General features: G+C 68.0%; 15 protein-coding genes. 6 read left to right on the plus strand and 9 right to left on the minus strand.

The annotated features are described in order from the left end of the window. Nucleotide 1: 1 nt before the first annotated feature. The gene (locus tag CAP40_RS11105; protein WP_256924149.1) at nt 2-1390 is read right to left on the minus strand and encodes a peptidylprolyl isomerase; all 1389 of its coding nucleotides are present in this window, start codon (nt 1388-1390) and stop codon (nt 2-4) included. Nucleotides 1391-1486: 96 nt separating this feature from the next. After that, nucleotides 1487-3787: an LPS-assembly protein LptD gene (locus CAP40_RS11110; RefSeq protein WP_256924150.1), complete on the minus strand. Its 2301-nt coding sequence runs from the start codon at nt 3785-3787 to the stop codon at nt 1487-1489. 120 nt (nt 3788-3907) lie between these two features. Between CAP40_RS11110 and CAP40_RS11115 the strand changes: the two genes are divergently transcribed. Both CAP40_RS11115 and ndk read left to right on the plus strand, forming a co-directional pair. Continuing rightward, nucleotides 3908-4351 (plus strand): DNA polymerase III subunit chi, encoded by a 444-nt coding sequence (locus CAP40_RS11115; RefSeq protein WP_086129590.1) that lies wholly within the window; start codon nt 3908-3910, stop codon nt 4349-4351. Nucleotides 4352-4513: 162 nt separating this feature from the next. After that, the gene (ndk, locus tag CAP40_RS11120; protein ID WP_086129591.1) at nt 4514-4936 is read left to right on the plus strand and encodes a nucleoside-diphosphate kinase; all 423 of its coding nucleotides are present in this window, start codon (nt 4514-4516) and stop codon (nt 4934-4936) included. Between the two features lie 135 nt (nt 4937-5071). Here the strand turns inward: ndk and CAP40_RS11125 are convergent, their stop codons facing one another. Next, nucleotides 5072-5518 (minus strand): hypothetical protein, encoded by a 447-nt coding sequence (locus CAP40_RS11125; RefSeq protein ID WP_086129592.1) that lies wholly within the window; start codon nt 5516-5518, stop codon nt 5072-5074. 141 nt (nt 5519-5659) lie between these two features. Here CAP40_RS11125 and CAP40_RS11130 point away from each other — a divergent pair, with 141 nt between their 5' ends. Next, nucleotides 5660-6775: a purine nucleoside permease gene (locus CAP40_RS11130; protein ID WP_179188112.1), complete on the plus strand. Its 1116-nt coding sequence runs from the start codon at nt 5660-5662 to the stop codon at nt 6773-6775. Nucleotides 6776-6800: 25 nt separating this feature from the next. Here CAP40_RS11130 and CAP40_RS11135 read toward each other — a convergent pair whose 3' ends face one another. The 6 genes from CAP40_RS11135 to CAP40_RS11160 all read right to left on the minus strand — a co-directional run bounded on the left by CAP40_RS11135 (nt 6801) and on the right by CAP40_RS11160 (nt 13248). Continuing rightward, nucleotides 6801-8213, minus strand: coding sequence for an ATP-binding protein (locus CAP40_RS11135; protein WP_086129594.1), 1413 nt, complete (start codon nt 8211-8213; stop codon nt 6801-6803). 97 nt (nt 8214-8310) lie between these two features. Further along, nucleotides 8311-9030: a response regulator gene (locus CAP40_RS11140; protein ID WP_086130068.1), complete on the minus strand. Its 720-nt coding sequence runs from the start codon at nt 9028-9030 to the stop codon at nt 8311-8313. An 89-nt stretch (nt 9031-9119) separates the two neighbouring features. Then, nucleotides 9120-9545: an EF-hand domain-containing protein gene (locus tag CAP40_RS11145; RefSeq protein ID WP_086129595.1), complete on the minus strand. Its 426-nt coding sequence runs from the start codon at nt 9543-9545 to the stop codon at nt 9120-9122. A 109-nt stretch (nt 9546-9654) separates the two neighbouring features. Continuing rightward, nucleotides 9655-10428, minus strand: coding sequence for a thioesterase family protein (locus CAP40_RS11150; protein ID WP_086129596.1), 774 nt, complete (start codon nt 10426-10428; stop codon nt 9655-9657). Beyond that, nucleotides 10425-11948, minus strand: coding sequence for a class I adenylate-forming enzyme family protein (locus CAP40_RS11155; protein ID WP_086129597.1), 1524 nt, complete (start codon nt 11946-11948; stop codon nt 10425-10427). Before CAP40_RS11155 ends, CAP40_RS11150 begins: the two co-directional genes overlap by 4 nt. Nucleotides 11949-12021: 73 nt before the next feature. Continuing rightward, entirely contained in the window at nt 12022-13248 is a 1227-nt protein-coding gene (locus tag CAP40_RS11160; protein WP_179188114.1) for a TCR/Tet family MFS transporter, read from the minus strand. Nucleotides 13249-13473: 225 nt separating this feature from the next. Here CAP40_RS11160 and CAP40_RS11165 point away from each other — a divergent pair, with 225 nt between their 5' ends. The 3 genes from CAP40_RS11165 (at nt 13474) to CAP40_RS11175 (ending at nt 18920) form a co-directional block, all read left to right on the plus strand. Then, nucleotides 13474-14694 carry an acyl-CoA dehydrogenase family protein gene (locus CAP40_RS11165; RefSeq protein WP_086129598.1) on the plus strand — a complete coding sequence of 407 codons (1221 nt, stop codon included), beginning with the start codon at nt 13474-13476 and terminating at the stop codon, nt 14692-14694. Between the two features lie 94 nt (nt 14695-14788). Continuing rightward, nucleotides 14789-15859, plus strand: coding sequence for an acyl-CoA dehydrogenase family protein (locus tag CAP40_RS11170; protein WP_086129599.1), 1071 nt, complete (start codon nt 14789-14791; stop codon nt 15857-15859). A gap of 289 nt (nt 15860-16148) precedes the next feature. Next, the gene (locus tag CAP40_RS11175; protein WP_306298571.1) at nt 16149-18920 is read left to right on the plus strand and encodes a TonB-dependent receptor; all 2772 of its coding nucleotides are present in this window, start codon (nt 16149-16151) and stop codon (nt 18918-18920) included. Nucleotides 18921-18951 lie beyond the last annotated feature (31 nt).

Genomic DNA, 18951 nt, shown 5'->3' on the forward strand with positions numbered 1-18951 from the left:
TTCAGCGATATTCGATGAGCGCGTCGCGCCGCAGGTCGCGGAGCATGCGCTGCGCACGCAGATTGGTACGCTTGTCGGCCTCGCCGTCCTGGATCTGCTCGATCGAGGGAAGGCCGGGGGACGGCGGATCGTCGCGGCCGCACACGACGAGAACGCGCACGCCGTCCTCGATCGTGCCGAAGGGCTGGGTCACCTGGCCCACCTGCAACGGCAGGATGATCTGCTGGAGCGCGGGCGGCAGGTCGCCGATCACCACGCCGTCCTTCTCCACCACTTCGGCATTCTGCGCGGCGGCGACGTTGGACGCATCGCCGCAGCCCTTGATCGCCTGGGTCGCCGCGGCGAACTGGCCGGCACGCGCCGTGGCCTGCGCCTCGTTGGTGCCCTTGGGGAAGTTGATCGTGATCTGGCGCAGCGAGAGCTTGGCACCGCGCGGATCGGCCATGCCGACCTTGCGCTTGTCGGCGAGATAGACGACCGAGAAGCCCGTGCTGAGCGGGATCGGGCCGGCGACCTGGCCGGGCTGCATCTCCTCGACGGCCTTGGCCATCTCCTCCGGCAGGATGCCGGGCGCCATGCGGACCCAGCCGAGATCGCCGCCCTGGCCCTTGGTCGAGCTTTCCGAATAAGTCTTCGCCAGATAGTCGAACGGCGCGCCTTCCTTCATCTGCTGGATGATGCGCTGCATGCCCGCATAGACTTCCTGCTTACGGTCGTCGGTCGCGTTCATGTAGATTTCGTAGACGTGATATTCCTCGCTGCCCTGCGCGGCCTTGAGGCGGTCGAGAATGGCCTTGGCCTCCTCGTCGCTCACGTTGATGTCCACCTTGCGGCGCAGCAGGCGGCTCCAGGCGACCTCGCCCTCGACCTGCTTGCGCATCGTGCGCTCGGACGCGCCGGCCTCGCGCAGGAAGGCGCGCATCTGCTCCGGCGTCTTCTGGAGGCGGCGCGCGACCGAGGCGAAGCTCTGGTCGATCTCCTTGGGGTCGACCTTGATCTCGTTGGCCTTGGCCTCCTGGATCTGCAGCGTCTCGTCGATCAGCTGGCGCAGGATCATCATGCGATACTGATCGCGCTCTTCCGGCTTCAGGTTGAGCTTGTTGAGCGCGATGATCAGGTTGAGCCGCTGATCGACGTCGGTGCCGGTCAGCACCGTGTCGTTCACGATCGCCGTGGGCTTGCGGACGTTCGGATCGGCCTTGCCGAACAGCTTGAGATCGCGGGGGAGATCGAGCTGGGCGGCGAGCGCCGCCTCCTGATCTTCCTGCGTCGGCGGTGCCGGTGCGTGCGGGGCGGTCTGCGCCATGGCGGCGGATGCCAGGCTGGAGATCGCGAGCGCCAGAACGGACGAGCGGCCTGCGCGGATCGCCTTGGTAACACCAATGTTCACGTGAATCCGTACCCTCAAATCTGCCGGAAGCGTGGCGCTTACTGGCCAATTGTGCCTGAACTTAGGCTTACCGGCGGTTCCCCTCTGTCGCGGAGCCTAGCGTCCGAGATTCTTGAACGCCAGCGTGAACAGATAGGAATTGCCGCGCGACGCATCGCCGGTGGTGGCATAGTCGCGCTTCCAGGTGAAGCCCAGCCTCAGGCAATCGTCCTCATAGGTGATGCCGACGCGGTGGCGCACCGGCTCGAATCCGTCGGAGAGCGAGGCGGGATCTTCCTTGCGATCGGTGAGATCGACCAGGGTGGAGCCCGAGATCGACCAGAAGCGCGCGATCTGCACACGGGCGCCGAGCCGCAGCTCCTCGCGATCCTGCAGGTCCTCGAGCGACGCGCTGATGTTGCGGTTGAGGCGCAGATAGCCGAGCTGGATATACGTCGCCCGCGAGCCGAGCGTCATGTCGACTTCGTTGCGGCGGAAGGCGAGGTTGTCCTTGTCGAGCCGGTAGCGGTGCGTGAAGCTGATGAAGTCGCGGAAGCGGATCACCGTGCGGCCGACGATGTCGGACACCCGGTCGGTCAGCCCCGTCCCGTCTGGGAACAGCGTGGGGCGCGACGAGATGCGGTAGCTCTGGCCGATATTCGCGTCGATGGAGAATCCCGGCAGGTACAGCGCGTAATCCATGCCCCAGGTGAACCGGGTCGAATCCTCGAACCGGTCATAGCCCGGGAAACGGTTGAGCGCGAAGAGGTTCGAATCCTCCAGGTCCACCGCGCGGGCGTCTTCGTTGGGGACTTCCAGATTGGCGATCTTGGGCGAGGCGACGACCTGGAAGCGAGGCGTGATCCGCTGGGTGCCGCCGAACAGGCTGCCGATCAGCGGCCATTTCACGTCCACCGCCGCGGCGGCGATGCCGCGCGTGTGGAAGCCATCCTCGCCGCGATAGCTGACGACGCTGGTCAGGTTCGTGTCCGAGGCGTTGTAGAGATCGCCCCGGGCATAGGCGGTCAGGGTCACTTCCTGGCCCCAGTTGGTCAGGCGGCGCAGGTCCCAGCGGGCGCTGGCGAAGGCGCGCTGCGAATCCTGCCCGTCGGACCGCCCGATCGCCAGCGTGTTGAGCTGGAATTCGAAACGTCCGCCGACCAGCCCGTCGTCCATCCGGCGGCGATAGTCGATCTCGGGCAGGGCATAGGGCTGCAGGCCCTGGCGGTCGCCGACCCGCAGCGTCTGCACCACCCAGGCGTTTATCGAGAAATAGCTATCCGCATCAATGCGTTCCACGCGAATATTGTTACGCAACCTGTCATCGCGCGAAATATCGTAGCGACGCAGGAAGGTGCGGTCGGTGGTCAAGCGCAGCGAGGCGCTGGCGCTCCAGGCCGGATCGAGCTGGAAATTGCCGACCGCGTCGAGATAGCCGCGGAAATCGTTCTTCGAGGTGGCCGGAGTGACGGGAACCGTCAGATCGTCCGCCCGGCGGCTATAGGTGCCATAGGCGCTGAGGCGGAAGGCGCCGAGCGAATTCAGCTCGCGATAATCGGCCTGCAGCACCGGCAGCACGTTGGTGTAGATGCGCGGCGTGATCGTCAGGTCGCGATTGGGCGCGAAGCTGAGATAGTAAGGCAGCGCGAACTGGAAGCCGTTGGTGCGGTTGTAGCGCAGGTCCGGCGACAGGATGCCGCTGGCGCTCTGGCCGCCCACCGGATGCGAGAAGACCGGCAGCGGGATCGTCGCGAAACCGAACACCGAGACACGGGCGCCGGTATAGCGCAGCCGCTTCTTGTCGGGCTCATAGACCACGCGGTCGGCAGTGACCTTCCAGGTGGGCTCCTTGGGGCATCCTTCCGAATCGCTCACCGCACAGGGCGTGTAGGCGGCGTTGTGGACGGTGAAGCTGCCGTCCGCATGGCGTTCGCCGCGCTGCGCGGCGACGCGACCGCCCGCGTCGAGCACCACCAGCATGTTCTGGACGACGCCGTCCTTCAGGGTATCGGTCAGCTCGATCTTGTCGCCATAGGCGCTGTCGCCCTGCGGATTGACCAGAACGACATTGCCCTCGGCCACCACCTGGCCGGACTTGCGGTTCCATACCACCTTGTCGGCGCGCAGCCGCTCGCTGCGGCGATAGAGGCGCACGTCGCCGGTGGCGGTCACAACGTCCTGCTCGTTGTCGTAATCGAGCTGATCGGCAGTGAACTGGATCTGGTCCTCGCCCTCGGGCAGCGCCGTCGGCGAAGGCGGCGGCGGCTCGACCGCGGGAGTCTGCAGGTCGGGCGCCGCAGCCGGGGTCGGCGCCGGGGTGGGAGCGCCCCGAGTCGGCTCGGTCTGCGTCTGGGCGCGCGCCTCGGCCGCCAGGCACAGGCCGAGCGCGGCCGACAGCAGCAAGGCCTTGCGCGTCACTTCGATTCCCACCTTTGCTTCAACTCCCGTGCACGCGGCTTCCACCGCCCTATCGCAGCGGTTGCGCCACCGCAACGTCACGTGCGTTGGCCCGAACGCACGGAAGCGCTAACAGGAGCCATGCAGGTCGACTTCTACCATCTGACGCAGCTTCCCCTGGAACGCGCGCTGCCCCGCATCGCCGAACGCGTGATCGAGAGCGGCGGACGGCTGCTGATCGTGGCGGGCGAGGCGAGCCAGCGCGCGCGGCTTGACCAGCTGCTCTGGACCTATGCGCCCGAAAGCTTCCTGCCCCATGGCCAGGCCGGTGGCCCCGATGACGACCGCCAGCCGGTACTGATCGCGGCCGAGGCCGGTACTCCGGCCAATGGCGCGCGCAACGTGGCGCTGGCCGACGGCGTGTGGCGCGAGGAGGCGCTGGGCTTCGACCGGGCCTTCCACTTCTTCGACGAGGACCGCATCGCCGAGGCGCGTATCGCCTGGAAGGCGCTGGCCGACCGTGAGGGCGTGGAGCGCAACTACTGGAAGCAGAACGCGCAGGGGCGCTGGGAAAAGGCGGCCTGAGTTTAGGGCGCTCCGGGTGCCTGGAAGCGCTCTGGAAGGAACAATGGCGGAACATCGTGCTGCAGGACGGGACCGGCCCGGCAGGAGCGCTTGCATCGCGCGCCGCCGGGGACTAGGGAGCCGCGACTTTTCCACAACCTCAAAAGCAGGAGCCGCACGGCCATGGCCGCGAACCGGACCTTTTCGATCATCAAGCCCGATGCCACCCGCCGCAACCTCACCGGCGCGGTCACCAAGATGCTGGAGGAGGCCGGCCTGCGCGTCGTCGCCTCGAAGCGCATCCAGATGAGCCGCGAGCAGGCCGAGGGCTTCTATGGCGTCCATCGCGAGCGCCCCTTCTTCAACGATCTGGTCGAGTTCATGATCTCGGGTCCGGTCGTCGTGCAGGTGCTCGAGGGCGAGAACGCCGTGCAGCGCAACCGCGACATCATGGGCGCCACCAACCCGGCCAATGCCGATGCCGGCACCATCCGCAAGGAACTGGCCGAATCGATCGAGGCGAACTCGGTGCACGGTTCGGATTCGGACGAGAATGCCGCGATCGAGATCGATTTCTTCTTCAAGCCGGAAGAGATCGTCGGCTGATCGCCGGGTTTCTACACCGATCTGGATGCGAAAGGCCGGGGTGGAAGCCCCGGCCTTTTTCGTTTCCGGACGCGTATGGACTTCGGCGTCCCATGTGACGGTTTCGCCCCTGGGTTTGGAACCACGACCCGCACCCTAGCGCATGGCGAGGTGGCCGCAGCCGCGCATCTGGCTGGTGCCCGGCACCACGCCTTCGGCGGTCACCGACACGCTGTGCATGAAGCTCGCGCCCGCATCGTCCCTGCAGGGCTCGCGCTTGATCTCGACGATCACCGGCCGGAGCGCGCCGCCCGCCCGCATCTCGCCGCTCAGGACGATCAGCGTGCTCGGTGCGTCCGCCGGCTGGCCGCGATAGAACAGCTTGAAGTCGTTGTGCTGCGAACCGCTGGCCCAGACGAGGCTGGCGTCATGGGCGCCCCCGCCGGTGGACGTGATGTCGATGCTCCAGCCCTCGCCGCCACCGTTGAAGGCGGGGACCGGGCTCATCTGGCCTCCGCGGAGCTCCGGCGGCGGCCCGGATGTCGAAGTCGATTGGGTGCAGCCGGCCAGTGCCAGCATCGTCATGGCGATCATCGCGCGCATTTTCGCAGATCCTCCCTCTGTTGTGTCCCGAAGCTGCAAACGCGAAACGGGGGCCGCGGTTGCCCCAGGGCCATCGATTGCAAAGCCGGCCCCCGCTATCAGGATCGGGTGACGGGCAGGCGAGAAGGGATGCGACGGGGGATGCGGAAGCTTGGAATGGCGGCGGCGCTGATATCGGCCGCCCTGTCTTCGAACGCCGGGGCGGCGGTGCTGCACCCCAAGGTGGTGATCCTGGGATATTTCGAGACGAGCAAGGCCTATGGCGAGAAGGGCTATTGGGGCGATGCCGACAAGCCGGGCGAACTGCATCACTGGATCGAGGGCCTGAACCTCAAGCGGCGGCTGCCGGTGAAGGGGGCGTTCAACCCCGTCTGGGCCAATGCCGACGGATCGATCATCGCAATGAAGATCGGGCCCAACAGCCTGCATCCCGCCGTGAACCTGATGGCGCTCGGCCTGGATGCGAATTTCGACCTTTCGCACTCCTACTGGCTGATCAACGGCATTGCGGGCACGTCGCCGGAGACGGGAACCATCGGGGACCTGATCTGGACGGATTTCGTCGTCAACGGCGACGTCGCCCATGAGATCGACGCCCGCGAGATCCCCGCCGACTGGCCGGAGGGATATTTCCCCGCCGGCAGGACCAGGCCCTATCCCGAACCGCGGGTGGCGGCCGGCTCGCCGGAGGACGTCCGCGGCTGGACCGGCCCGTTCCGCACGAACCGTGCGCGGACGGTCACCATGCTCAACGCGTCGCTTGCCCGCTGGGCCTATCGGCTGACCGTTCGCGTCGCGCTTCCCGACAATGCCGAGATGCGGGCGGTTCGGGCGGAATATGACCAGCCTCGGGCGCGGTCGGTGCCGGAAGTCGCGATCGGATCGACGCTTTCGTCTGAGACCTTCTGGCTGGGCGGCCGGCTGGACGCATGGGCGCGCCGCTGGGTCGCCTATATGACCGACGGCCGCGGAACGTTCCGCACCACCGAGACCAATGATGCCGGGGCGATGGTGGCGCTGGCGGCGCTGGGCCGGGCAGGGCGGGTCGACCCCGACCGGGTGCTGCTGCTCCGCGCGGCGAGCAATTTCGACATGCCGCCCCGGGGCGTGCCCGCGTCGGAGCAGCTCGTCCGGGAGGGGCCGCAATCCTTTGCCGGCTATCTGCCGGCGCTGGACGGGCTCTACCGGGTGGGCGCGCCGGTGGTGCACGAGATCGTCCGCGGCTGGCCGACCTATTCCAAGGCGCCTCCGAAGTGAGGATATGACGCGGTTCCGGCGGCGATCAGCTGCGTGGCAGGGTGATCGTCGCCACCAGGCCGCCGCCGTCGCGATTGGCCAGGCTGATCTCGCCGCTCGCGTCGCGGACGATGGCGCGGGCCAGTGCCAGGCCCAGGCCGGCACCGCCGGTCTCGCGGTTGCGCGATTCCTCCAGGCGCGTGAAGGGATCGAAGACCTTTTCCAGCTTCTCGGGCGGAATGCCCGGACCGCGATCGCAGACTTCGATCGCGACGCGCTGCTCGCCCGGGCGCAGATGGACTTCGGCGCCGCCGCCATATTTGACGGCATTCTCGATCAGGTTGCGCACCGCGCGGCGCATTAGCGCGGGGCGCAGGTGCATGCGCAGCCGCGGCGCTTCCTCGAACGTCACGTCCCGGCCGAGATCGCGGAAATCCTCGACCACCGCGTCGATCAGCGCCGAGAGGTCGACATCGGTGGGCGGCTCGCTGGGGCGGCCGAGCCTGGCGAGGCTGAGGATGTCGTCGAGCGTGCGGTTCATCTCGTCGATCGTGTCGGCCATGCGGGCGCGATCATCCTCGTCCTCGACCGATTCGATGCGGACGCGCAGCGCGGCGAGCGGCGTGCGCAGGTCGTGCCCGATCGCGCCCAACATGCGGTCCTTCTCGTCCAGCATGCCCGTCACGCGGGTGCTGAGCGCGTTATAGGCGGCGATCACCGCACGCACGTCGCTGGGGCCGCTTTCCTCGACCGGGCGGGCGCCGTCGCCGGGGTGGAAATCGCGCGCGGCGGTGGCAAGCTTGCGCAGCGGGCTGGCGATGCGGTGGCCGGCCCAGAGCACGGGCAGCAGCACGACGACATAGAGGATGAGCGTCTGGGCGAGCAGCTGCCAGATCAGGGCACGCTCGGAGCGCGGCCAGGCCGAACTGAGCGAGAGCCAGCCCCGCCCGGGAAGCTCGACCGCGACCATCAGCTCGGCCCCCATGCGGCGGAGGCGTTCGGCGCGGGCGGGATCCATGCGCTTCAGGAGCGGGCGGCTGCCGTCGATCGGGCGGACCACGGCGATGACCTGGCCGACGGCGACGCCGCCATCGGTGAGCCCGCGGCGAAAGTCGCGTTCGATGTCGGCGCGGCGGACGAGCTCGGCGGGGATCGGATTGGCCGGGCCGAAATCGACGCGTCCGCGCAGCTGGCGGCGGCCGTCTCGCCCCTCGCGCCCCTCGTGCCCACCGCGGCGCTCGGCCATGCCCGGTGCGTCCGGGCGCGGGTTCACCGGCGCGCCGAGCCGCTCGGCGGCGTCGATCAGCCGGGTGACGGTGGGGACGATCACCTGAGCGAAGCGGGCGCTCTGGCGCTCGCGGACGAGAAAGCCGAAATTGATCGCCTGGGCGACGAACAGCGCCACCGCGACGAGCAGCGCGATCTGGCCGGGAAGCGAGCGGGGGAAGAGGCGAGTCATCAAGAAGCCGTCATCCCGGCGAACACCGGGATCTCGTGCCCCAAGCCAATCGCCTGCCGCCTGCGGTCCCGGCTTCCGCCGGGATGACGAATGGAAATCACAGCCGCGTCACTTCGGCCGCCAGCGTATAGCCGCCGCCCCAGACGGTCTTGATGATCGCCGGGTTGCGGGGATCGGGCTCGATCTTCTTGCGCAGCCGGCTGACCTGGTTGTCGATCGCACGGTCGAAGGCGGCGGCCTCGCGGCCCTGGGTCAGGTCGAGCAGCTGGTCGCGGGTGAGCACCGCGCGGGGGCGGGTGACCAGCGCGTGGAGCAGGCTGTATTCGCCGGTGGAGAGCGGCACCGACACGCCCTCGCGGTCGACCAGGGCGCGCTCGCCGGTCTTGAGCACCCAGCCGGCAAAGGCGAAGCTGCCCGCGTCGGGCGCGTGCTGGCGGATGCCGCCGGCCTGGAGCCGACGCAGCACCACCTTGATGCGGGCCGCGAGCTCGCGCGGGGAGAAGGGCTTCACGACATAGTCGTCGGCACCCATTTCGAGCCCGACGATCCGGTCGGTCTCCTCGCCCCGGGCGGTGAGCAGGATCACCGGAGTATCGCTGTTCTCGCGGATATGGCGGCAGAGCGACAGGCCGTCTTCGCCGGGCATCATGATGTCGAGCACCACCAGGTCGATGGCATAGGCGGCCATGCGGGCGCGCGCGCCCTCGGCATCGCCGGCCTGGGTGATCCGGAACCCCTGCCTGGTCAGATACTGGGCGAGCGGCTCTCGGATCGAGCGTTCGTCCTCGACGAGCAGGAGGTGCGGCGTGTCCGGCATGTCGGGTTCGTAAGTCATGGGCATGCCGCAAGACAAGGGGTGCCCGGGCGGGTGAGGAGGCAAACCCGCCCGGGCCAGATCGGGCGGGCTCAGTTGCTCTCCGAGCCGCCCGGCGGGGGACCGCGACGTTCCATTCGCGCGCGCATCGCCGCGAACTCGGCCTGATCGATCTTGCCGTCGTGATTGGCGTCGAGCCGGTCGAAGCGGCGCTCGGCCTGGGCCTGCATGTCGGCAAGGGTCATGTCGCCGGCCATGCCGCGGCCACCGCCACCGGGGCGCGCGGCGGCGCGCTCTTCCGCGCTCACCTTGCCGTCATGGTTGGTGTCGAGCCGCGCGAAGCGGGCGGCGACATCGGCCTGGAACTCGTCCTTGGTGATCACGCCGTCGTGATTGGTGTCGAGCCGGTCGAACATGCCGCCGCCGGGCGGGGGCGGGGCCGGCGGGGCGTCCTGCGCGAAGGCAGACGCACCCAGCAGCGTCGCGCCGAAAGCGGCGGCGAGGAGGAACTTCTTCATCGGGGTCGAACTCCTGTGTTCCGGGGGTGTCGCCCCGACAGGGTCCGATTTCTGGACGGCAGCTGTCGCATGGGTTTGTCATGCGCCCGGGAAACTGTCGCAAATTGTCTCAGCCGAAGATGGCGACTCCCTGCATCGCTTCGGCGACGGGCTCGCCCGCCGCGTTCCAGATCGCCATGCGCTGGGTGGAATAGCCGTGATGCGCGGTGTCGGCGGCGGCGTGAAGCAGCCACCAGCCATCGGTGGTGCGCGGCTCGGCGGTCTGGAAGTTGATCTGCCAGTTCAGCGAACTGAGCGGCGTGCGGCGCTCTTCGATCAGCTTGAATGCGGCGGGCGGCAGCGCATCGCCGATCGCCATCAGCTCGACGAACGGATGGATGCCGGCAGACGCGCGCAGCCGGGCCCAGCGCAGCCATTCGGCCGGGCCGGTGCCTTCCCGGTGATCGCGGAAGTTGAAGTTGCCGGTGAAGAAGTCCTCGGGACCCGTATAGAGTTCGGCGTCCGGCGCTGGCGGCGGCACGGGCGCGCGCGGCGCCATGTCATGGGCGAGGGCCGAAGCGAGCGGCGCCATGAACACGAAGGTGGCGCGCAGGCCGAGTCCCGCTTCCGAGACGACGTCGGACTGGAGGAAGGCGGCGTTGCGGCCGCGGCGGAGCTTCGTGGCGGTGACGGTCACCGCGCCGGCGAGCGGGCCGATAAAGGCGATCTGGGCCGAGCGGAGCGGCGGCAGGTCGGCCTCGGCCTCGAGCGCCGCCTGGAGCGCGAGCGCGGCGGAAAGGCCGCCATAGGCGGTGCGGCCCTGCATCCAGTCGGCGGGCACGGCCGTGGTGAAGCCGCCGCCGGTGCGCGCGGCCCCGGCCAATATGTCCGCGAGCGGCGTCATCCGGCGGCGTACCGGTCGCGCAGCTCGCGCTTGAGGACCTTGCCGATCGCGTTGCGGGGCAGCTCGCCGAGCTTGACGAGGTCGGCCAGGCGCTGGGTCTTGCCGACCCGGGCATTGAACCAGGCAAGGATCTCGGCCGGGTCGCCGGGGCCGGTGAAGAAGCCGACCGGCGTCTCGCCCCATTGCTCGGAGGGGATGCCGACCACCGCGCAATCCGCCACGCCGGGATGCGCGACCAGCTCCGCCTCGAGGTCGGAGGGGTAGATGTTGAACCCGCCCGAGATGATCAGATCCTTCTTGCGGTCCATCAGGATCAGGAAGCCGTCCTCGTCGAAGCGGCCGACATCGCCGTGGCGGATGTAGCGATTGCCCTCGGCGTCGTGCCAGGTGGCATCGCGCGTTGCCTCGGCGCGGCCGTGATAGCCGCTCATCATCGCGCCCGAGCGGCCGACCACTTCGCCCATCTCGCCCTGCGGGACTTCATTGCCCGCCTCGTCGATCAGGCGGATGTCCTGCCCGGGCAGGGGCGTGCCGACGGTGTGGAGCTTGGTGGGATGCATGTTGCAGAGCAGGGCAGTGGTGCCGCCGCCCTCGGTCATCCCGTAATATTCGACGAGCAGGCCCGGCCAGCGCGCGAGCACATCCGCCTTCAGCGCCGCGGAAAAGGGCGCGCTGGTGCAGGTCTTGAGGACGAAGGCGGAGAGGTCGAAGCTGTCGAAATCGGGCAGCGCCATGATCCGCTGATACTGGACCGGCACGAGCATCGCATGGGTGGCGCGATGCTTTGCCGCCTGCGACACGAAGGTGTGCGCGTCGAACTTGCCGAGCAGCACCGCGGTGCCGCCCCAGGCGATGGTGGGGATGAAGCTGACCAGCGTGGTGTTCGAATAGAGCGGGGTGGCGATCATCGTCACTGCGTTGGCGAAGCCGCCGGGCGCGCGGGCGATGTGGATCCACCGCATCGCCTGGGGCTGGACGATGCCCTTGGGCACGCCGGTGGTGCCCGAGCTGTAGATGATGTTGAACGGATCGTCCGGGCCGATCTCGACCGGTGCGGGCCGGCTGCCCTCGGGCGCCAGGAACGCGTGGAAAGCGATGCCCGCCTCGCCGTCGTCGAGCGCCACGCGCTGCGCCGCAACCGTCGCGTCGCCCAGCGCCTTTGCCCCGGTGGCATCGAGGAACAGGATCTTCGCGCCGCAATCGGCGATCATCGCGGCGAGCTGCGCCGGCGTGGCCGAGGGCTGGAGCGGCGTGGGGACGCAGCCGGCCCGCAGCGCACCGAAAAAGGCGCAGGCATATTCGATCGAGGGCGCGCCGAGGATCGCGACCGCTTCGTTCCTGGCCAGGCCCTCGCGCTGGAGCGCCGCGGCGACGCGGTCGAGCGTCGCGTCGAGCGCGGCATAGCTGATCGCCCGGTCCTCGCAGATCATCGCCGGCTTGTCCGGCCGCTCCTCCGCATGGCCGCGGATCAGATCGGACAATGTGGCGAATTCGCCGGCGAGCATCGCTTCGGTACGCATAGCTTCTCCCCCGTTCCCGGCACGCCTAGAAGAGCGCCGGGACGAAGGCCATACGCATTTTTCGAAAAAATGCTCAATCGCTCGGTTGCGGTTCCGCGGCGGGGGCGGGGCGCATATGGACGAACAGCGCGATGATCAGGGCGGCACAGGCCATCAGCGTACCGGCAACGAGGAAGGCGGCACCGTCGAAGCCGCGGTGCGAGCCTGCCGCCAGCGCCTGGGTGGCGATCAGCGGGCCAAGGATCGCCGCGACGTTGTTCATGCTCGAGATGCCGCCCTGCAGCGCGCCCTGGTGCGAGGCGCCGACCATGCCCGACAAGGTGCCGTTAAGCGCCGGATAGGCGAAGGCCCCGAAGGCGCCGACCAGGAAGAAGGCATAGACCTGCCAGCCCTGCTGGATGAAGGCATAGGAGAAGAGCGTGAACGAGGCGGCGCAGAGCGCGATCAGCGCCGCTCCGCGCTCGCCGAAGCGCTTGATCACCCGCCCGGTGAGCAGCGCCTGCACCAGCACGGTGAGGAAGCCGACATAGGCGAGCGACCAGCCGATCGCCGTCGCGTCCCAGCCGAAGCGGATCGCGGCCCAGAACGACCAGGTGGAGGGGTAGACGGTGCCGGCGAGCTGCCAGAAGAACCAGGCGAGCAGCAGCGGCCCGGCATTGCCGGCATGGAAGAGCGGGCGGAAGGCGCCGATGATGTGCGCGTCGGACCAGCGGAAGGGCCGGCGATTCTCCTTGGCCAGCGTCTCGGGCAGGAAGAAGAACATCACCACTGCGTTCAGCGCCGCGCAGATCGCGGCGATGAGGAAGGGCGCGCGCAGGCCGAGCACCGAGCTGATCCCGCCCAGCGCCGGGCCGAGGATGAAGCCGACGCCGAACGCCGCGCCGACCAGCCCGAACACCGCGCTGCGCTTCTCGGGTGGCGTCACGTCGGCGATCACCGCGCTCGCCGGGCCGAAGGTGGCGCCCGCGATGCCGGCGATGACCCGGCCGACGAACAGCCAGGCCAGGCTGGGCGCGGCGGCCATCAGCGCATAGTCGATCGCAAAGGCCACCATCGACAGGATCAGCACCGGGCGGCGGCCATAGCGGTCGCCCAGATTGCCGAGCACCGGGCCGGCGAAGAAGCCGGCGATGGCGAAGGCGGCGAGCATCCAGCCGGCGATGCGGGTCGCGGCGTCGAGCTCGACATGCCCCAGCTCGGTGACGAGCGCGGGAAGCACCGGCATGACGATGCCGAAGCCGATCACGTCGATGAGCACGGCGATCAGCACGATCGGCACCGCGCGATGTTCGAATTTCATGATTATCCCCTTTGCGGGCGCGTCTTAGCCTTCCCGACATCCCGACGAAAGCCGGGATCTCGGGCGAGGGCGGGAGCGGAGCCGCAGGAGATCCCGGCTTTCACCCGGATGACGGACATGGGGCGGAGCCGGAGATCGGCGGGACGACGGATGCGGCAATGGAATGGCTTGACGCCCGCGCTGCCGTACCGCAAATTCGAAACAACAAGAGCACCGGAGAGAGTGATGGCCACGGCCCCCGATATCGACGCCCCGGCGAATCCCCAGGATATGTTCCGCGCCGAGGCCCGCGCATGGATCGCGGCGAATTTCCCGCCCGGCCTGAAGGGCAAGGACAATGCGATGTCCGCGATCGAGGGGCCGCACGAGAATTCGCCCGAGGAAGCCGCCTGGCAGCAGGCGATGGGCGACAAGGGCTGGGGCGTGCCGACCTGGCCCAGGGAATATGGCGGCGGCGGCCTGAGCCGGGCCGAGGCGCGCGTGCTCCAGGAGGAGATGCAGCGCGCCGGCGCCTGGAACCCGATCGGCGGCATGGGCGTGATGATGTTCGGCCCGACGCTGCTCGAATATGGTTCGGAAGAGCAGAAGCGCGAGCACATCCCGGCGATCGCCAAGGGGCTGGTGCGCTGGTGCCAGGGCTATTCGGAGCCGGGCGCGGGATCGGACCTCGCCTCGCTTCAGACCTTTGCCGAGGATCATGGCGACCATTATGTCGTCAACGGCCAGAAGACCTGGACCAGCGGCGGGCAATGGGCGGACAAATGCTTCATGCTCGTCCGCACGGACAAGACGAAGAAGCATGAAGGCATCACCTTCCTGCTGGTCGACATGGACACGCCGGGCGTGGAAGTGAAGCCGATCCGGCTGATCTCGGGCTCGTCGCCCTTCTGCGAGACCTTCTTCACCGACGTGAAGGTGCCCAAGAGCAACCGGGTGGGCCAGGAAGGCGAGGGCTGGACGATCGGCAAGCGGCTGCTCCAGCACGAGCGCTCCAGCCTGTCGGGCGGCGGATCGGCGGCGGGGCGGATGTTCGCCGGCGCCTCGCTGGGGCAGCTCGCCAAGAAATATGTCGGCGTCGACGGCGAGGGCCGGATCGCCGATGCCGATCTGCGGTCGCGCATCGCCCGGCACGAGATGGACCTGCGCAGCTTCATGCTCACGCTCCGGCGCACCGCGCTGGAGGCCAAGTCCAACCAGGGGCCGAGCGCCGCCACTTCGATCATGAAGAATGTCGGCGCGCGGATCATGCAGGAGCGCTCCGAGCTGCTGATCGAGATCCGCGGACTGGCCGGCCTCGGCTGGGACGGCGACGGGTTCGAGGAGGACGCGCTGAAGGACGTGCGCAGCTGGCTCTTCGGCAAGGCGGTGTCGATCTATGGCGGCTCGACCGAGATCCAGAACAACGTGATCGCCAAGCGCATCCTGGGGATGCTGGATCATCAATAGTGCCTTACCCCGGCGAAAGCCGGGGTCTCAGGCCGCCAGCGTGCGGCTCGTGGCACGAGATCCCGGCTTTCGCCGGGATGACGAGGATAACAAGATGGCAGTCCTGACCGAAGAACAGACGATGCTGCGCGACATGGCGCGCGAATGGGCGGACAACGAGGCCCCCGTCACTGCCTTTCGCAAGATGCGCGATGCCGCTCCGGCCGCCGGCTATGACGCCGAGATGTGGCGGGCCCAGGCCGAGATGGGCTGGGCCGGCATCCTGGTGCCCGAGGCGCAGGGCGGGGCCGGGATGGGCTATGTCTCGCTGGGCCTGGTGCTCGAGCAGCTCGGCCGCAACCTGGTCGCGACGCCGCTCGCCAGCACCGCGGCGGCCACCAGCGCCATCCTGATGGGTGGATCGGATGCGCAAAAGGCCGCATGGCTGCCGCGGATCGCGGCGGGCGAGCTGGTCGCCACGCTGGCGATCGACGAAGGCCCGCGCTTCGATCCTTCGAGGATCGCGACGAAGGTGGAAGGCGGCAAGCTCAGCGGCGTGAAGGCCTTCGTGCCCGAGGGCGACGGCGCGCAGCTCTTCGTCGTCGCGGCGACGGATGGGCTCTATCTCGTCTCGGGCGATGCGGGCGTGACGCGCGCGCCGCGCCACCTGGCCGATGCGCGCAGCCATGCGCAGGTGACGTTCGACAATGCTCCGGCCGAGGCGCTGGGCGGCGGTGTGGAGCTGATCGGGCAGGTCGCGGACCGCGCGGCGGCGGCGGCGAGCGCGGAGATGCTCGGCATGGCCGAAAGCGCCTTTGCCCAGACCAACGACTATCTGAAGACGCGCGTCCAGTTCGGGCAGGTGCTGGCGAGCTTCCAGGCGCTGCAGCATCGCATGGCGAAGATGTTCACCGAGCTCGAGCTGTGCCGCTCGGCAGTGGAGGGCGCGCTGGAGGCGATCGACAGCGGCCGCGCGAACGTGGCGCAGGAAGCGAGCCTGGCCAAGGCGGTGGCGAACGAGACGCTCCACCTCGTCAGCCGCGAGATGATCCAGCTCCATGGCGGCATCGGCATGACCGACGAGCATGACGCGGGCTTCTACCTGAAGCGTGCGCGGGTGCTGGAGGCGCAATGGGGCAATGCCGCCTGGCACCGCGACCGGTTCGCCCGGCTGAACGGGTATTGAAGGGGCGACCGGTACCGACTTTCAACCAATCCTCTCGCCTTGGGAGAGGATTGGTTGCGTATCGTCGCGTCCGATCGTCTCCCAGCGACACGCGTCCCAATTTTTCGAAGATCGATTCGGCTGGGCTTGGGAGACATAACCCAGCAATATATGACATTTGCGCAACACTGCTGAGTTAGTCCCCTTTTGCAACCTTTGTTCTGCTTGACGTCCCTCCGGGACCTGTCAGTATTCGAGGATAGGGTATGGAGCCGCCAAAGTGCTCTGGCCCGTGGTGGGAGAGATGATGATGATGCGGTTACGCCTTTTGTCGTGCGTTGCTGTTCCTGCGCTCAGCGTTGCTCTGGCGGCCCCTGCCTTCGCGCAGGACACCCAGACGCAGGCCGACGCGACTGCCCAGAACCAGACCGAGCAGAACACGGGAACCCGCGATCCCAACGAGATCGTCGTCACCGCCCAGGGCCGCGCCCAGGTGCTCGCCGACGTGCCGCTCGCCGTCTCGGCGGTGACCGCGACCCAGCTCGAGCGCACCGGCGCCAACGACATTCGCGCGCTCAACCAGGTCGCCCCCTCGCTGCTCGTCTCCTCGACCGGCAGCGATGCCAACACCTCCGCCCGCATCCGCGGCGTCGGCACGGTGGGCGACAATCCGGGCCTCGAAAGCTCGGTCGCGACCTTCATCGACGGCGTCTATCGCTCGCGCACCGGCCTGGGGCTGAACGACCTGGGCGAGATCGAGCGCATCGAAGTGCTGCGCGGGCCGCAGGGCACGCTGGGCGGGCGCAACGCCTCGGCTGGCATGCTCAGCGTCACCACCAAGGGGCCGGAGTTCACCTTTGGCGGCATGGCCGAGGCGACCTATGGCAATTACGACGCGTGGCGCCTCCAGGGCGCGGTGACGGGGCCGCTCTCCGAGCAGGTCGCGTTCCGCCTCGACGGGCTCTATTCGAAGCGCGACGGCTTCTATCACGACGTGAATACCGGGCGGGACATCAACAATCGCGACCGCTATCTCGTCCGCGGCCAGCTGCTGTTCCAGCCGAGCTCGGATCTCTCGGTCCGGCTGATCGGCGACTATAGCTATCGCAAGGAGGATTGCTGCGCCGCCGTCTATGCGACGGCCGACGTGTCCCAGGCCAATGCCTATGTCTCGCCGACCAATCCCGGGCTGATCGCGCCAGGCACGCCGGTGGCGACGGTGCTGACCGGGATCACCGGCACGACCTTCGCGCAATATTTCCCGGGCTATAACAACGCCTATTCGCGCCGCATCGCGACCAGCGCCAACCGCTCCTATACCGGCAAGACCAAGGACTGGGGCTTTTCGGGCGAGATCAACTGGAACCTGGGCGGCGTCGAGCTGACGTCGATCACCGCCTATCGCAACTATGACAACACCCAGGCGGCGGATGCCGATTACGGCCTGGCCGACATCCTCTATTTCGGCCCGAAGAGCGGCCGCCAGTTCAAGACCTTCACGCAGGAGCTGCGCTTCCATGGCGAGGCGTTCGGCGGCAAGCTCGACTGGCTGGTGGGCGGCTATTACGCGCACGAGGACCTGGACACGAAGAGCGAGCTGAAGTTCGGCAACGATTATGGCCGGTTCGCCGCCTGTCGCATCGTCTATGGCTCGTTCAGCGCCTTCTACAATCCGAACAATGTCGGCTGCCTCACGCCCACCGGCGTGGCGGTGCTGAGCAACACGCTCGGGCCGCTCGGCGCGGCGGGATCGGCGATGGTGCAGGGGCTCCAGCGGCTCGACACGGTCCGCAACGTCGGCGACGACACGGCGAATTTCGACCAGACCAGCTCGAATTTCGCCTTCTTCACGCACAATATCTTCCACGTCACCAGCAACGTGGATCTGACGGTGGGCCTGCGCTACACCAACGAGACCAAGAAGCTGAACGCGAACTTCAACAACACCAACACGATATGCCCGGTGCAGCAGGCGAACCTGCTGCCCTATATGGGGGTGGCCGCGCTGGCGCCGCTCGCCGGCGGCATCATCACGCTGAGCTGCCAGGGCGGTTCGTCCTCGGCGCTCAACGGGCTGACGCTGAACGACCAGCGCAAGGAGAACAAGTTCACCGGCACCGCGATCCTTTCGTGGAAGCCGGTCGACAACATCCTGCTCTATGCAAGCTATTCGCGCGGCTACAAGGCGGGCGGCTTCAACCTCGATCGCTCGGCCTTCAAGAATCCGAACCCGGCCCAGCCGCTGCCGATCTTCCCGATCAGCCTGGCCAATGCCGGCTATTATGCCGATGTCCTCCAGTTCGAGGAGGAGACGGTCACCGCCTATGAAGCTGGCATGAAGCTCTCGACCCGGGGCTTCAACCTGAACGTCGCCGGCTTCCGCCAGGAGTTCAGCAACTTCCAGCTGAACACGTTCAACGGCACGGTGTACCTGGTCCAGAACATCAATGGCTGCAAGGTCGACCTGGGCGGCGGCGATCGCGACCTGAGCGCCACTACCGGAGCCTGCCCGTCGAACCAGATCAAGCCGGGCGTGGTCTCGACCGGTTTCGAAGTCGAAATGGGCATGTCGCCGGTGCGCGACCTGAATTTCAACTTCGGCGTGACCTATGCCAAGACCAAATATGCCAACAACCTGGTCGGCTCGGGGAGCGGCGCGCCGCTCGATCCGGCGCTGCGGCTGCTGCCGGGCCAGCTGCTCTCGAACGCACCCGAATGGGTGGTGACGAGCTCGGCGGGCTGGACGCCGTCGCTGGGCGGATCGCTGCGCGGCCTGCTCTATGTCGATGCCCGCCTGGCGGACCGCTACAACACCGGCTCGGACCTGTTCCCGCAGAAGGAGCAGCAGAGCTTCGTGGTGGTCAACGGCCGTATCGGCATCAGCGGCAACGACCAGCTCTGGGCGCTGGAGTTCTGGGTCCAGAACGCGACCAAGGCCAATTACATGCAGGTCGGCTTCAGCTCGCCCTTCCAGGCGGTGAGCACCACGCCGACGCCGGGCTATCCGGGCGGGTCGCAGATCTTCTCGGCCTATCTCGCCGAGCCGCGGACCTATGGCATCACGCTGCGCTCGCGCTTCTGACGCCTGAGGCAAGGATCGGGATGGGCCCGCG

The organism is Sphingomonas sp. IBVSS2 (genome assembly GCF_002127225.1).
GTDB lineage: Bacteria > Pseudomonadota > Alphaproteobacteria > Sphingomonadales > Sphingomonadaceae > Sphingomonas.